Origin of the sequence: Neobacillus drentensis (genome assembly GCF_036962765.1) — a bacterium.
In the GTDB taxonomy this organism is placed as follows: Bacteria; Bacillota; Bacilli; order Bacillales; family Cytobacillaceae; genus Neobacillus; species Neobacillus drentensis_C.
In genome coordinates this window covers 1-14,275 of record NZ_JBALOS010000039.1, presented here as the reverse complement: position 1 = coordinate 14,275, position 14,275 = coordinate 1, and the positions used below count along the sequence as shown (strand labels likewise).

The following is a 14,275-nucleotide window of genomic DNA, read 5'->3' as shown; positions in this document are numbered from 1 at the left end:
CATGTTCACTCCGGTGATAGGGGAACAAACGGGCCAATAATTAATGATTCCGCAGGGGTATCAAAAGTTGAGGCCAACTGGATCGTTTCGGTATCGCCCACCATTACTAACGATGAACTTGCCACCCCAATGATTTTTATGCTTTGAACACAGAGCTCGCGGTTATAAACTTGAAAGTTCATTCTGTTCTCATCCCTTTCAGATTTTCAGGTAAATTGCTGAAAAAAATATTCACTCCATTTTGAATTTCCTTCTTTAGTGCTTCAATAATTAAATCGTCAGAACGGGTAGCTTCAGAAGAACGGCTGGTAGCGGAATTGGAGGTTAAATGTTGTTCTATCCTGCTCGGAAGCTGCTTGATGATGTCTTGTTTTATAAATGATAAATATTCATCATTCGGTTGAACGTTTAATTCCCTCTGGGCGGCCTCAACGATTGGAGGTAAATCCGTTTCTAAATATCGGTAAATCGCTTCCTCGATTTTCATGGATCTTTGCATTTGATTCTTTGGTGAAATTGGGGTGGTTAAGGACTGATTTTGGACAGCGAAGTCTTCGATTCCGGCTAATTCGGACGGGTTTAGACCAATATTTAAGGTCCCTTCGAGAGTCTCCACCTTCAATTGATCAAATTTATATTCAATTTTGTCTACATGGATGGACTGTCTTTCACTTAATTGTTTGATATCTTCTCTCATTTTTTGGAGAGTTTTTTCTAACGTTAGAATCCTCTGCTCCTGTGCTTGAATACACATCTGCATCCATTGAAGATATTGGGAATAATCCTGATTCATTTAATCACCTCACAATTATTTCGCCAATAAAATAGTCGGATTTAACCTAGTAGGACGAGCTACTGCTCCTGATTTCTAACGGCAGCTTGCAGGGGTACTGAAGGTGTTCCTAATAAAGTGCCTGAAGGTTGAGTCGTTTGTGGTGCAGGTTGTGTAAAACCACCGGTATTATATAAGTGAGCCGTAGGTTTGATAATCCCAGCACTGCCTATTTGCAAGACGGAGGAATTGGTAATCCCGCCAATTTTAATGAAATTTATTTGAATGGACTGCTGTATATAAAAATTCATTTAAACCCACCCACTCATTAAGCATTCAGTGCAATTCCTTGATCGTAAACATCTGAATCTTGGGTATTTGTCGAACTAACATTATTTTGGAGCTGTAAGCTATCCCCCGTGTTAAAGGAACCAGCACCAGAAAAGGTTTTTGCGGTAGAGAATGGCATAATTTTATAAACGTCTCCAATATGGAAAACTGAACTGCTCCCAAGTGTAATGACCTGTGCAACTCCAACAATTGCTGGCATTATCAACACCCTTTTTCTTCAAAGTATCTTCTACATCCTATGTATGTGCAAAGGTAATGTGATTGATTAGCCCAAAAAAGTTAGATTCCTATAAATGGGGGATCAACCTTAATTTAGTCCTTAATATTTGTTCGTTTGATTTGTTTCTTTTAATATATTAAGTGTATTTAATTAGAATAATTGAGGTGAAACCAATGAAATTTGTAACAGTATTTTATAATGATGAATTGTTCGTGGGATTGGTTGACCAAGGAGAAACAAAAGTACTTTTACTAAACCATGCAGAAGAAGCAATGACGGGACAAAAAAGCTTTCCTTCTTCCATGCTTGAGTGTATTGCCTCTGGTGAGACCTTTATTCAAAAAGTTAATGGATTGCTGGAGTGGATACAAACTAGTGAAAGGACTGAATCTTTATATCTTCCTATCGATGATGTAAAACTCTTGGCTCCGATTCCAAGGCCGAGTAAAAATATCTTATGTGTAGGAAAAAATTATGCTGAACATGCGATTGAAATGGGGAGTGAAGCAGATATTCCTGAGTATATCATGGTATTTACGAAAGCCCCGACAACGGTTGTCGGGTCTAATGAAAGGGTCCTAAATCACCAAAATGTAACCGATCAACTGGATTATGAAGGCGAGCTTGCTATTATTATTGGTAAAAAGGGTCAGGCAATAAAAAAAGAAGAAGCATTGGATTACATATTTGGTTATACCATTCTTAATGATGTAACCGCTCGAGATTTACAATCGCGGCACAAGCAATTTTTCATCGGGAAAAGTTTAGATACCACCTGTCCAATGGGACCGTGGATTGTCCACAAAAGTATAATTGAAAATCCCAATCATCTAAATATACAAACAACAGTGAATGGAGAAGTAAGACAGAACTCAAATACAAAGAATTTTATTTTTCCGATTGAGGAGGTTATCTCCGTTTTATCAGCTGGAATGACATTAGAACCAGGGGATATTATTGCGACCGGTACACCAGCTGGTGTAGGAAAAGGATTTAAGCCCCCTAAATTTTTATCCCCAGGGGATCAAATGGAAGTAACGATTGAAAAGATTGGAACACTAAAAAATACCATTCAGGAATAATACTTATTTCCCAATTGAGAGATAGTATTCTTATGTTTGTTACTTTATTTGACACTCATTTTTTCGTGTTTATTCATTGTTTATGGTATGATAAATTTCGAAATCAATGACATTTTATACATTAGGAGGGGCTCTATTGATTCACGGACATATCACGGCATGGGTTTTAGCACTAATCTTATTTGTGGTTGCACTTCTATTACATAAAGGTGGAAAGGCAAAAGGATTTAAAATTGTTCAGATGATTTTACGAGTATTATATTTGCTTATTCTTGCCACAGGTATCGGACTTCTATTTTCGGTTTACAAAATTGATGTCTGGTATATATTAAAAGCGGTTGTCGGAATTTGGATCATCGGATTATTTGAAATGATCCTTGGCCGAGTAGCAAATAACAGAAGAACATCTGTATTTTGGATTCAGTTTATCATTGCTTGGATACTTGTCTTATATCTAGGCTTTGAAAAATTGCCTATGTCATTTTTAAACCCATAAATCTATTTGTACCTATCAGGACTGCCCGTAAACTTGGCAGTCTTCTTTTATTTGAAAGGCACTGTAAAAGTCAATTTACAAAGTAAAAGAAATATGCTTCTAAATGAAAAAGGCATGGATGTCCATGCCTTTTTCTATGAAATCATTTTCTCAATCACTAACCGTTTACCGGTATTTAATGTGAATTCAAATCGATCATTAACCTTTTCATAATAACAAAAATGGTGTTGGACATTACATATTTGCTCCTGATTATCAAAAACTAAAAAATTTACACCATCCTTGCGATTTTCATCTGATAGGAAGGATAAATGATTATAACAGTAAATGCAATCGTAAATGGAAAAATTTAAGGAGTTTAAAGTGGTAACAAATTGAAAAAAAGCATCATCATTTATCCCATCTAAAAGTCTCTCAAGCGAGTAAACTAAATGTTTTCTAATCCTCACTAAATCGTGATTGCGCAGCATCGTTGCTTCATTTCCAATTCGAACTTTACCTGTTTCATACAATATACCTTTCTTCCAACGATTCATACGGAAGACTTCTATTTCTTGCTGAAGGTAATCATCTAACATTTCAGCTTCTTCCGTTTCCTCATCAAAGAAGATCCATTGTTCATTTATCTGTTCAACTGTTCCTTCGGTGTAGGCCCTTTCCTGAAAATCATATAGTCTCATTCGTTGTTGTCGATTCATTATTAACCTCCGTGCCAGATGATATCATCTTCTTTTTAGACATCTTCATGAAATTTTATAACTGAAATTGAAGTATTATTTTTAAAAAAGGGCTGTGTTAAACTGGTGTGTTGATCTCTGCTCCAATCAACTTGGTTACAAAATTAACAATGATCTTTAACACAGCCAAACAAAAAAACTGACTAATCACGGTGCCTACCGCTTTTCTATTTGGACAATTAACCATTTCCCATGGGCTGAATAGTATAAAACATGAATTCATGTACAGTAGTTTTGTTAAGGCTCTTTTCGTAAACTTTGTTGCTTATGAGCTTAATTAGGGTCATTGACTAGGTTTCTAGGCGATTTTCGCAAATGTTCTTACGAAAAGATGCCACGAANNNNTATGCGAAAATAGCCTTTGTTAATGGGGAGTGTGAAAGGAAATGTGTGGCATTACAGGCTGGATTAATTTTGATAAATTCATCAAGAACGAAGTCGATACACTGACGAAAATGACAAATACACTGGCAAAAAGAGGCCCTGATGAAACCAACATCTGGTCTGATGCGAATGTTGCTTTTGGCCATAAAAGACTTATTGTTGTTGACCCTGAAGGGGGAAGACAGCCTATGTCCAAACAAAAAGACGGATATAATTACACAATTTGCTACAATGGGGAATTGTATAATACAGAAGATATCCGCAAAGTTCTCCATACTAAAGGATATTCATTTAAAGGTCATTCTGATACAGAAGTTCTATTATCTGCCTATATAGAATGGGCGGAAGAGTGTGTCAATCATTTGAATGGAATTTATGCTTTTGCAGTTTGGGATAGCAAGAAGGAACAGCTCTTTATTGGACGCGACCGCTTAGGGGTAAAACCGCTATTTTTTAGAGAACACCAGAAAGGTCTTTTATTTGCATCTGAAATCAAAGCTATTTTAGCCCATCCTGAAGTGAAAACTGAAATCGACCAAGAAGGTCTTGCAGAGATCTTTGGAGTTGGCCCTTCAAGGTCACCCGGATCTGGTGTGTTTAAAGGAATAAGTGAACTAAGACCAGCGCATGCTTTGACATTTTCAAAAAATGGTCTGAAAATTTGGCGCTATTGGAATGTAAAAAGTGAAGAACATAAGGACAGTGTGGAGGAGACAGCTGAAAAGGTCCGCTATTTAGTTACCGATGCTGTTACAAGACAGCTTGTCTCGGATGTTCCACTAAGTACATTTTTGTCAGGCGGGTTGGATTCGAGCATCATCACAGCAATAGCAGCTAAGGGTTTCCAAGAACAAAACAAAGGTCAGCTTCACACCTATTCTATTGACTATGAGGGAAATGACAAATATTTTTCCTCAACGGAATTCCAACCAGATGCTGATGGAAAATTTATTCAAATGATCACCGATAAATATAAGACATTCCACCATACCAAAATCATTTCACAACAACAGTTGGTCAATGATTTGGTGGAAGCGACCCATGTTAGGGACCTTCCAGGAATGGCTGATGTGGATTCCTCGTTACTTTGGTTTTGCAAAGAAATAAAACAGGAATTTGTCGTCAGCCTGTCCGGTGAATGTGCAGATGAAATATTCGGGGGATATCCTTGGTTTCATCGCAAACAAGACTTAGAACGTCCTGGGTTTCCGTGGATGCGTTCCCTATCAGAACGACATAATTTATTGAAATTACACTGGCAGGAAAAACTAAAATTAAATGATTATGTAATGGAAAAATATGATCAAGCGATTGCCGAAACACCAAGGTTAGATGGTGAGAGCGACGAAGAATCAAAGCGTAGAGAATTATTTTATATTAATATGATTAGTTTTATGACCACATTGCTTGACCGCAAGGATCGAATGAGTATGGGAGCTAGTTTGGAAGTTAGGGTTCCTTTTGCTGACCACCGCCTCGTCGAATATGTGTGGAATATCCCGTGGGAGATCAAAATGCATCGTGGCAGGGAAAAGGGCATTCTCCGAAAAGCATTTGAAGGTATTTTACCGGAGGAAGTATTGTATCGTAAGAAAAGCCCGTATCCAAAGACGCATAATCCGGCTTACACCGTTGCGGTTCAAAAACTGGTGGAGCATATATTACAGGATAAATCCTCAGTCCTGCATGAATTTTTTAATAAAGATCAACTTGAAAATATTATCAAATCTGGTGGAAATTCATTTCAAGAGCCATGGTTTGGCCAATTGATGACAGGACCTCAGTTATTGGCTTATCTTGTGCAACTACACACATGGTTTAAGGATTACAATATTAATATTGTAAATTAGGCATGAATTTCAGAAGGATCGAAATTTAAATTTGGAATAAAAACTTGATTCGATTAAAATAGTGTAGGGAAGAGGATATCCTCTTCCCTTTTTTAGAGGAGGAAATAACAATATGAAAAAAATTACACCACTTATTTTAATCTTGTTTTTATTACTAAATTCATCGATTTCTGCACATGCAGCGGTGAAAAAGGAAGACCGCTTATGGCAGGATGAATCGATTTATTCCATCATGATAGATCGTTTTAACGATGGAGATCGTAATAATGATGCTGATGTTAATGGAAAAGATCCTTTAGCTTATAATGGCGGAGATATTAAAGGAATCATTGATAAGTTAGATTACATACATGACATGGGATTTACTGCGCTTCGATTAACGCCTATTTTTGATAATGCCAAAAATGGCTATCACGGCTATTGGGTAAAGGATTTTTACAAAGTAGATGAACATTTTGGCACTATGAAGTCTTTTCAAATGTTAGTAAAAGAAGCACATAAACGAAAAATGAAGGTATTGATTGATTATGTCACAAATAATGTAGCGACGGACCATCCTTGGCTAAGTGATTCCAGCAAGAAGGATTGGTTTCATGCAAAACAGGATATCGCCTCTGAAACTGGAAATCAAAATGAACTTGAGAAAGGTTGGATTGATGGATTGCCTGATCTTAATCAGGACAACCCCGAAGTAAAAAAATACTTAATAGATACTGCAAAATGGTGGATTAATAAAACAGATATTGATGGGCTGAGTTTACCAGAGGTAAACATGGTTCCAATCAGCTTTTGGACTGATTTTTCAACTGAAGTAAAGAAGGAAAAGAAGAACTTCTTCCTATTAGGTGTAATGTCCAACAATGCTTCGATCCATTTACAAGAATATAAAGGTGCAGGGATAGACAGTGTAATTACTTATGAGTACAGTGAAAAGTTACGAAAGACATTTGCAAGTACGGATCAGTCATTCAGCACACTTTATTCCGATGGCGATAATAAGCAGGACTCCTTTTTAAGGGCTAATTTTTTGGATAACGAATATACATCAAGATTTACGAGTGAAATTGTCGCAAAGAAACAATTCCCGGGTTCTCGCTGGAAAACAGCATTATTGTACCTTTATAGCACCCCCGGAATTCCCATCATTTATTATGGGACGGAAATTGCTTTAAATGGAGGAGGAATTCCTGATAACCGCGGACAAATGAGTTTCAGGGCTGAAAAGGAACTGATTGATTATATGACCAAGGTGGGGGAATTAAGGAACCAACTTCCTTCCTTGACAAGGGGCACAATGGAAATGCTCTATGATCAAAAGGGAATGGTTGTCTATAAACGAGTTTATAAAGGTGAGACATCTATTATTGCAATCAATAATTCAAGCAAGTCTCAAAGTGTTTCGTTAACCACCGATCAGATTGAAGGTGGCAAAGAACTGAGGGGCTTGCTTGCAGGTGATAAAGTTAAAAGTGATGATAATAAATATATGATTATTCTCGATCGGGATAATTCCGAAGTCTACGTTGTAGCTGAGAAAAGCGGCATCAATATTCCATTAATTGCAGGCTTAGTTGTTGTTTACCTGTTATTTATGTTATTTATACTTAAATTAAGAAAAAACAAGCGATAAAATGTCGGGGGCTTTCCCCGACATTTTTTTATCCATTGATAATTTCCCCGCCATTTACATGAATCATTTGCCCACTGACATAGGAGGAGTCATCTGAGGCAAGGAAAACATAGCTCGCGGCTAATTCATAGGGCTCTCCTGCTCTACCCATTGCCGTATTTGAACCAAACGTAGCAACCTGGTCTGCAGGAAAAGTAGAAGGGATCAGCGGTGTCCAAATTGGACCTGGCGCCACACCGTTAACGCGAATTCCTTGAGGTGCGAGGGACAGCGCTAGGGAGCGGGTAAAGGAAACGATTGCTCCTTTGGTGGCGGAATAGTCCAATAACTGTTCATTCCCCTTGTAAGCCGTAATGGAAGCGGTATTAATTATCGATGCACCCTGTTTTAAAAATGGCAGGACCATTTTCGTCATGTAGAAAAAGGAGAATATGTTTGTTCGAAACGTCTTTTCCAATTGTTGCGAAGTAATCGATAACAAACTTTTTTGCGGATGTTGTTCCGCTGCATTATTTACCAGGATATCGACCCTGCCAAATTCAGTATGAATCTTATTTACGGTCTCCTTACAAAAATCTTCATTGCCAATGTCACCTGAATAAAGTATACATCTACGTCCTTCGGCTTCAATTAATTGCTTTGTTTCTTCTGCATCTTGATGCTCTTCTAAATAGACAATTGCTACATCTGCCCCTTCTTTGGCAAAATATATAGCAACAGATTTGCCTATTCCACTGTCACCACCAGTAATAATCGCTGCTTTCCCAGCTAATTTACCCCCGGCTTTATAATTGGGATCAACCGAGACGGGACGAGGATTCATTTCACTTTCTATTCCAGGCTGATGATTTTGGTGCTGTGCTGGAAAGGTCTTCTTTTGTTGATTTTGATTGTTGCTCATTTCCTAAAACCTCCAAGTGTTTACTCGATATTAGTTTTAGATAAATGGGTCAAATTATGAAAAATAAAGATAATAAAAAAAGCGAAAGGATTTATATCCTTTCGCCGTTTCCATTATCGATAATTAATAAACTGGACATCCACGGTTAAGTCCGCTTCACGGACAAGGGAGATAATTTTTTGTAAATCATCCCTGCTTTTTCCGCTAACACGCACTTGGTCGTCCTGAACCTGGCTTTTTACTTTGACACCGCTATTTTTAATAATGGTATTAATTTTTTTTGCATTTTCTTTATCAATACCTTGAACCAGTTTAGCTCGTTGTCGAACCGTTCCGCCAGAAGCCTTTTCAATTTTCCCGTAATCAAGATTTCTAACTGGAACACCTCGTTTCATTAATTTACTAAATAAAACATCTTTTAGCTGGTCCATTTTATATTCATCATCAGAAATAAGAACAAGCTCTTCCTTATCAAGTGTGACTTCACTTTTACTGCCTTTAAAATCATAGCGCGTGCCAATTTCTTTCATTGTTTGGGTAATCGCATTTGATACTTCAGACAAGTCTACTTGAGATACAATATCAAATGAGCTATCTTTTGACATGACAAAACCTCCATTTTAAAATCTATATCGTAAAACCAAACCTGCTAAAGTTTCCCTTTATGGGTACATTATAGTAAAATATAGCAGTTCAAACAACTATTTAAAAAGGAAGCGTCTGTTCAGCAACGAATGATCTGGCGCGTTCCTAATACTAAACTAATTCTCCGTGAAAAGAAAAGAGGAGTTATATATGTCTTTACATGAATTAATCGGTCAAACAACCACATTAACTGTAGCCCGGAAAGCTGCGTTTGGGTATTTTTTAACAGATGGTAATGAAGATGTATTACTACATTTTAATCAAGCCCAACAAGAATTAGAAGAAAATGATCAGGTCGAGGTTTTTCTTTATGTTGATTCGGAAGGTCGAATCTCTGCTTCAACCGCCATTCCTGAAATTGCGGTTGGCCGTTATGCTTGGGTTAAGGTAACAGACTCAAATCCGCGCATTGGTGTTTTCCTAAATATTGGATTACCAAAGGATATATTGCTAGGAATAGATGATTTGCCCGTCCATAAATCTGTCTGGCCTAAGCCAGGTGATTTAGTCTATATAACTTTAAAGTTAAGCAGCAATTATCTCCTATATGCCAAGCTTGCTACTGACCAAGTGATTGAATCTATTTCAGTAAAAGCAACAAGAGCAAATTTTAATAAAAATGTCCAAGGCCATATTTATCGAACAGCCAAAGTCGGCAGTTGGATTTATACAATAGAAGGTTTTAAAGGGTTCATTCATGAGTCACAAAGACAACAAGAACCACGGATTGGAGAAAAAGTAGAGGGGCGGATCATTGATGTTAAAGAAGACGGCACCATCAACGTTTCTTTACTGGCAAGAAAGGAAGAATCGCAGGATGTTGATGCGGAGCGAATTTATGAGTATTTAATGAGCAGAAATGGTGCCATGCCATTTAACGATAAAAGCATGCCAGAAGATATTAAAGATCGGTTCAACTTAAGCAAAGGTTCCTTTAAACGAGCACTTGGAAAACTAATGAAAGAGGGCAGAGTGTACCAAGAGGGCAGCTGGACATATGTGAAGAAAGATTAATGTGTTTTTACATACTCTTTTCAAATTGACAGAAACTAATGGTGAATCTATTTGAAAGGGGTAAGGTTATGCCGCACACTTCAGACAATGATAAAAAAGCGAAAGACAATAATGCCCTTCGCCATGAAAAGAATATGATGCGCGAAAAAAATCGTCAGGCTGGAAAAAATCAATACTCCAAGAAGACGGACCATAAATAGAGTGAAAAAATGAGTGAGGTATAATCCTCACTCATTTTTTTACGCTCTGTTTAGTGTGCCTGTTGATTTCTGCTCCAAACAACATAAGGGCAAAATTATCAATGAGCTTTATCAAAACCTTTTTTTTATGATGGAATTTTGTTTAAGAAAAAAATGGCGATTGTCCCTGCACCTGTATGGGATCCTATGGCTGATCCTATTGATGTAATCATAACTTCAAAAGGATGGAATTCTTCTTCAATCATTGCTTTCATTTCTGCCGCAGTTTCATCACAATCCGCTTGGCTGATTCCAATTACTTGCTTTTCCATATCCGCGCCGCGTGCCTTCATGATATCGATGATTCGTCTCATCACTTTTTTCTTACCGCGTATTTTTTCAATGGGGACGAGTTTCCCATCTTCAACATTTAGGATGGGTTTGATATTCAATAACCCCCCAAGGAAGGCTGATGCTTTTGAAACACGGCCGCCCTTTGCTAAATAGTCTAAATCTTCAACCGTAAAGAGATGTTCCATATGTTGACTTCTAAACAATACGTCTTCTAAAATCTCTTCTTTGCCAACATTTTTTAAAGCTAGAGCCGCTGCTTCTTTTACGATAAGCCCAAATCCTAACGATGCACATTTTGTATCAACAATTGTTAAATTAAAATTTGGATATTTTTCCTTCACTTGGTCAAGAATCATAACAGCAGTGGAATATGTACCAGATAATTCTGAAGAAAATGCTATGTATATCCCGTCTTCATCTTTTTCAGCCATTTCGGTAAAAACTTCTTCGAACAAGAGCGGGGAGACCTGAGATGTCTTTGGAACAATTCCGCTTCGGATTGCCTCATAAACGGTGTTTGAATCGATTGTTTTTACATCTTCATATTCTTTTCCATTGATTTCAACTTTTAATGGTAATAATGTGACTTGATGCTCTTCATAAAAACCTTTTGGTAAATCGCATGCGCTATCAGCCAGTATTCGTACCTGCATGTAGCTCACCTGCTTTCAAACAATTTATAGTTTCAGTTTATCGGTTCCACAATAAAAATACAATTATCTACCACAGAAAACATAATGAAGGATTCATATTCTCTTAAAAAAGGGGTAATAGAAATGATTTGGCTCCAGACAAAGAAAATAGGAGTGGTCGCAGCAGGTTCATTATTAGGTGCGCTGGCTATGAATTTATTTTTGATTCCGGCCAATATTTATTCAAGTGGATTCACAGGAATAGCCCAACTACTATCAAAGGTGTTAAGTGACTATACTCCAATCCATGTTTCTCTAGGTTTTTTATTATTATTGCTGAATATACCTGTTGCTATTTTAGGCTGGAAAAAGGTGGGGAAATCCTTTACAGTCTACAGCTTTATAAGTGTTGCCCTGTCCTCGTTATTTTTAACATTAATACCAATTAAACAAGTTTCGAATGATATCCTTCTAAATGCTGTTTTTGGTGGTGTCATCCAAGCCGTTGGCGTCGGGATTACATTAAAATGGGGGGCTTCAACAGGAGGAGTGGATATCATTGCAATGGTTTTATCCAGAATGAAAGACAAGCCAATTGGACCCTATATGTTGGTTATTAATGGGGTGATTATTATAACAGCAGGATTTTTGTATGGCTGGGAAAAAGCCCTTTATACTTTAGTTACTTTATACACTTCTACACGAGTGATCGATTCCATCCATACAAGGCATGCAAAACTTACAGCGATCATTATTACTAAAAAGGCTGACGACATGAAAAAAGCTATACAGGAGCGGCTTGTCCGAGGAATCACAATCCTTCCGGCAAAAGGGGCATTTTCAAACGAAGCGAGAGAAATGTTAATGGTTGTCATTACACGCTACGAACTCTACGATTTAGAACGAATACTAAAAGAAGTGGATCCGAATGCCTTCACGAATATTATCCAAACTACCAATATCTATGGCTTTTTTAGAAAAGAGTAAACAAGAAAAGCGGAGCGCCCTTAAGGCGCTACCGCTTTTCTGTTAAGAAAGTTGATCAAGCTCTTGTTGCATTTGTTGGAGCTGTGCTTGCTCTGCAACAGTGGAATTTGCATAAGCAGAACTTAATGCATTTTTAGCTTTCGCTGTAGCAGAATCAAGTTCAGCAGGGTTGGCCGCTTTCGCCATCTCGACAAATCTTCGTGCTTCTTGGAACAATTGGTTTCCCATTTTATATTCCTCCAAGCGAGGATTCTTGCACATTGGCCATCTTCTGAGCTTCAGCTTCAGCGTAGGTCATGTGATAGGGAATACGTTCGGCATGTTTACTGACCGTATCCACTCCTTGCTGGACAAAGCGTTTTGATTTGTTTCGTTTACCCATTCGAATCCCTCCAATATGCTCAAGGCTCATTTTGAAACAGCATTGCTGCCTCAGAACATAGTATGTACCAAATTGGGGTCGTTCATTTACGTAAACAATGGCGAATGGGTGTTAAAATTTTATGTTTAACAAATCTGCCAAATATTGTCCCACTCCATCTTCTTCGTTGCTTAAAGTAATGTCATTTGCAATAATTTTCACTTGATCAATAGCATTTCCCATGGCAATCCCATGACCTGCATATTCAAGCATTTCGAGGTCATTGTCTTCGTCCCCAAATGCAATCACTCTTTCAGCAGGGATACTGTAATAATCAGAAGCCTTTTTCAAACCAACCGCTTTATTTAAGCCAGCTTTTATAATCTCAATCACGTGCCAAGGTGCTGCCCAACTGCGATGATCAATAACTTCGGCATGGACCGCAGATAAATGATCCCGTATTATCTTTAATTGATCTTCCTCTGTATGTATTAACAAGCTTGTTGGTGATTCCTTTAAAAATTTTGCTAAATCCCCCGTAGTGATTGTAGGATTTCCAAAATTAAAAATGTCTAAAAGCTTTTCATCATGATAGTGGAAATATACATCATCGATTACTTCTGCGATGATATTATGAAAATGAAAGCTTCTGCAGGCTTCTACAATATCTTTTGCAACCTTGATATCAAGTGGTTGGTGATAACCCCAGTCGGGCTTTCCAGGGTAATGCACAAACGCTCCATTGAAATTGACAATCGGTGTGTCTAAATTCAATTCATGATAATACATCTCACAGGAACGAAATGGTCTGCCCGTTGCAATCATTACGATATGACCTTGTTCTCTTACCTTTTTAATAATCTCTTTCGTTTTTATAGATATCGTTTTATTATCTTTCAATAAAGTTCCATCTAAATCTAATGCAATTAAGTGTCTCTCTGTCATAATAACTCCTTCTCAAGAAAATTTCATCACTAATAATGATTGTTGCTTTAGGAAAAAATTAATATACATGTTACACTGCGAATATAAATATGGCATGCTTGTAGGAACTTTATTATTTCTATATTCACTATGTTAACAATTTTATATCAAAACTGTAAAAAAATTCACACCAAAAGGTATAAAAAAACTATATACTTTTTTTAACCAAGTCTCAATCTAGAAAAGAAGGCATAGATATTTGCTATAATAAATTGGCATAAAGATATTTAAGGAGTGGAACAAAAATGAATGAAGAACTAAAAGAAAATATATTAGGTGCTCTAGAGTTAGTTATTGACCCTGAATTAGGTGTTGATATCGTAAACTTAGGATTAGTATACAATACCGAAATGGATGAGGATGGCAACGTAACGATTACGATGACATTAACTTCAATGGGCTGCCCGCTTGCTGGTACGATTGTGGATCAAGTCAAACGAGCACTGGCTGATATTCCAGAAATTAAAGGGGTAGAAGTTAATATTGTTTTCAATCCCCCTTGGAATAAAGAAATGATGTCCCGCTATGCGAAAATTGCCTTAGGAATTCGCTAAAATTTATTTGGATTTATCAAAAAAAACAGCAGATTTTTTCTGCTGTTTTTTTTGCTTCACAATTCGTACATAAATATACGACATGAATGTGAGCTAGTTCACTTTTTTTAAATATAAACACCATTATAATACAGGTTAATAA

Annotated in this window: 19 protein-coding genes; 8 read left to right on the top strand and 11 right to left on the bottom strand. The window is 37.2% G+C overall.

All coding sequences use genetic code 11. The annotated features are described in order from the left end of the window. Positions 1 to 5: 5 nt before the first annotated feature. The 4 genes from V7137_RS06500 to V7137_RS06485 are packed head-to-tail and all read right to left on the bottom strand — an operon-like array spanning position 6 to position 1,322. On the bottom strand, positions 6 to 182 hold the full coding sequence (locus V7137_RS06500) for a spore gernimation protein GerPD (protein ID WP_218350550.1): 177 nt from the start codon (positions 180 to 182) through the stop codon (positions 6 to 8). Beyond that, positions 179 to 793: a spore germination protein GerPC gene (gene gerPC / locus V7137_RS06495; protein ID WP_335697317.1), complete on the bottom strand. Its 615-nt coding sequence runs from the start codon at positions 791 to 793 to the stop codon at positions 179 to 181. The genes V7137_RS06500 and gerPC overlap by 4 nt, the downstream gene beginning before the upstream one ends. A 59-nt stretch (positions 794 to 852) precedes the next feature. Further along, entirely contained in the window at positions 853 to 1,083 is a 231-nt protein-coding gene (locus V7137_RS06490; RefSeq protein WP_335697316.1) for a spore germination protein GerPB, read from the bottom strand. Positions 1,084 to 1,100: 17 nt separating this feature from the next. After that, the gene (locus tag V7137_RS06485; RefSeq protein ID WP_218350547.1) at positions 1,101 to 1,322 is read right to left on the bottom strand and encodes a spore germination protein; all 222 of its coding nucleotides are present in this window, start codon (positions 1,320 to 1,322) and stop codon (positions 1,101 to 1,103) included. Between the two features lie 194 nt (positions 1,323 to 1,516). Between V7137_RS06485 and V7137_RS06480 the strand changes: the two genes are divergently transcribed. Further along, positions 1,517 to 2,425 (top strand): fumarylacetoacetate hydrolase family protein, encoded by a 909-nt coding sequence (locus tag V7137_RS06480; protein ID WP_335697315.1) that lies wholly within the window; start codon positions 1,517 to 1,519, stop codon positions 2,423 to 2,425. 136 nt (positions 2,426 to 2,561) lie between these two features. Beyond that, positions 2,562 to 2,921, top strand: a complete 360-nt coding sequence (locus V7137_RS06475; protein ID WP_335697314.1) for a YisL family protein — start codon at positions 2,562 to 2,564, stop codon at positions 2,919 to 2,921. 134 nt (positions 2,922 to 3,055) lie between these two features. Here V7137_RS06475 and V7137_RS06470 read toward each other — a convergent pair whose 3' ends face one another. Next, entirely contained in the window at positions 3,056 to 3,619 is a 564-nt protein-coding gene (locus V7137_RS06470; RefSeq protein WP_218350544.1) for a DUF2777 domain-containing protein, read from the bottom strand. 425 nt (positions 3,620 to 4,044) lie between these two features. On the opposite strand from V7137_RS06470, the gene asnB reads away from it, so the two are divergent. Together asnB and V7137_RS06460 are read left to right on the top strand one after the other, a co-directional pair. Further along, on the top strand, positions 4,045 to 5,892 hold the full coding sequence (asnB, locus tag V7137_RS06465; RefSeq protein WP_335697313.1) for an asparagine synthase (glutamine-hydrolyzing): 1,848 nt from the start codon (positions 4,045 to 4,047) through the stop codon (positions 5,890 to 5,892). Positions 5,893 to 6,004: 112 nt separating this feature from the next. Continuing rightward, positions 6,005 to 7,522 (top strand): alpha-amylase family glycosyl hydrolase, encoded by a 1,518-nt coding sequence (locus tag V7137_RS06460; RefSeq protein ID WP_335697312.1) that lies wholly within the window; start codon positions 6,005 to 6,007, stop codon positions 7,520 to 7,522. Between the two features lie 28 nt (positions 7,523 to 7,550). On the opposite strand, the gene V7137_RS06455 is transcribed toward V7137_RS06460, so the two are convergent. Both V7137_RS06455 and V7137_RS06450 read right to left on the bottom strand, forming a co-directional pair. After that, positions 7,551 to 8,423, bottom strand: coding sequence for an SDR family oxidoreductase (locus V7137_RS06455; RefSeq protein WP_335697311.1), 873 nt, complete (start codon positions 8,421 to 8,423; stop codon positions 7,551 to 7,553). 113 nt (positions 8,424 to 8,536) lie between these two features. Further along, positions 8,537 to 9,028: a YajQ family cyclic di-GMP-binding protein gene (locus V7137_RS06450; protein ID WP_335697310.1), complete on the bottom strand. Its 492-nt coding sequence runs from the start codon at positions 9,026 to 9,028 to the stop codon at positions 8,537 to 8,539. A 190-nt stretch (positions 9,029 to 9,218) separates the two neighbouring features. Between V7137_RS06450 and V7137_RS06445 the strand changes: the two genes are divergently transcribed. Together V7137_RS06445 and V7137_RS06440 are read left to right on the top strand one after the other, a co-directional pair. Further along, positions 9,219 to 10,082, top strand: a complete 864-nt coding sequence (locus tag V7137_RS06445; protein ID WP_335697309.1) for a CvfB family protein — start codon at positions 9,219 to 9,221, stop codon at positions 10,080 to 10,082. 68 nt (positions 10,083 to 10,150) lie between these two features. Further along, on the top strand, positions 10,151 to 10,282 hold the full coding sequence (locus tag V7137_RS06440; RefSeq protein ID WP_081825501.1) for a DUF3941 domain-containing protein: 132 nt from the start codon (positions 10,151 to 10,153) through the stop codon (positions 10,280 to 10,282). Positions 10,283 to 10,407: 125 nt separating this feature from the next. On the opposite strand, the gene V7137_RS06435 is transcribed toward V7137_RS06440, so the two are convergent. Then, positions 10,408 to 11,268 carry a DegV family protein gene (locus V7137_RS06435; protein ID WP_335697308.1) on the bottom strand — a complete coding sequence of 287 codons (861 nt, stop codon included), beginning with the start codon at positions 11,266 to 11,268 and terminating at the stop codon, positions 10,408 to 10,410. A 123-nt stretch (positions 11,269 to 11,391) separates the two neighbouring features. Here V7137_RS06435 and V7137_RS06430 point away from each other — a divergent pair, with 123 nt between their 5' ends. Next, positions 11,392 to 12,234 (top strand): YitT family protein, encoded by an 843-nt coding sequence (locus V7137_RS06430; protein ID WP_335697307.1) that lies wholly within the window; start codon positions 11,392 to 11,394, stop codon positions 12,232 to 12,234. Positions 12,235 to 12,276: 42 nt separating this feature from the next. Here V7137_RS06430 and V7137_RS06425 read toward each other — a convergent pair whose 3' ends face one another. The 3 genes from V7137_RS06425 to V7137_RS06415 all read right to left on the bottom strand — a co-directional run bounded on the left by V7137_RS06425 (position 12,277) and on the right by V7137_RS06415 (position 13,540). Beyond that, a complete protein-coding gene (locus V7137_RS06425) occupies positions 12,277 to 12,462 on the bottom strand; it encodes a DUF3813 domain-containing protein (protein WP_335697306.1) in 186 nt (61 codons plus the stop codon). Between the two features lies 1 nt (position 12,463). After that, a complete protein-coding gene (locus V7137_RS06420; protein WP_166258563.1) occupies positions 12,464 to 12,616 on the bottom strand; it encodes a hypothetical protein in 153 nt (50 codons plus the stop codon). 111 nt (positions 12,617 to 12,727) lie between these two features. After that, entirely contained in the window at positions 12,728 to 13,540 is an 813-nt protein-coding gene (locus V7137_RS06415; RefSeq protein ID WP_335697305.1) for a Cof-type HAD-IIB family hydrolase, read from the bottom strand. Between the two features lie 284 nt (positions 13,541 to 13,824). Here V7137_RS06415 and V7137_RS06410 point away from each other — a divergent pair, with 284 nt between their 5' ends. After that, positions 13,825 to 14,133: a metal-sulfur cluster assembly factor gene (locus tag V7137_RS06410; protein ID WP_335697304.1), complete on the top strand. Its 309-nt coding sequence runs from the start codon at positions 13,825 to 13,827 to the stop codon at positions 14,131 to 14,133. Positions 14,134 to 14,275: the final 142 nt, after the last annotated feature.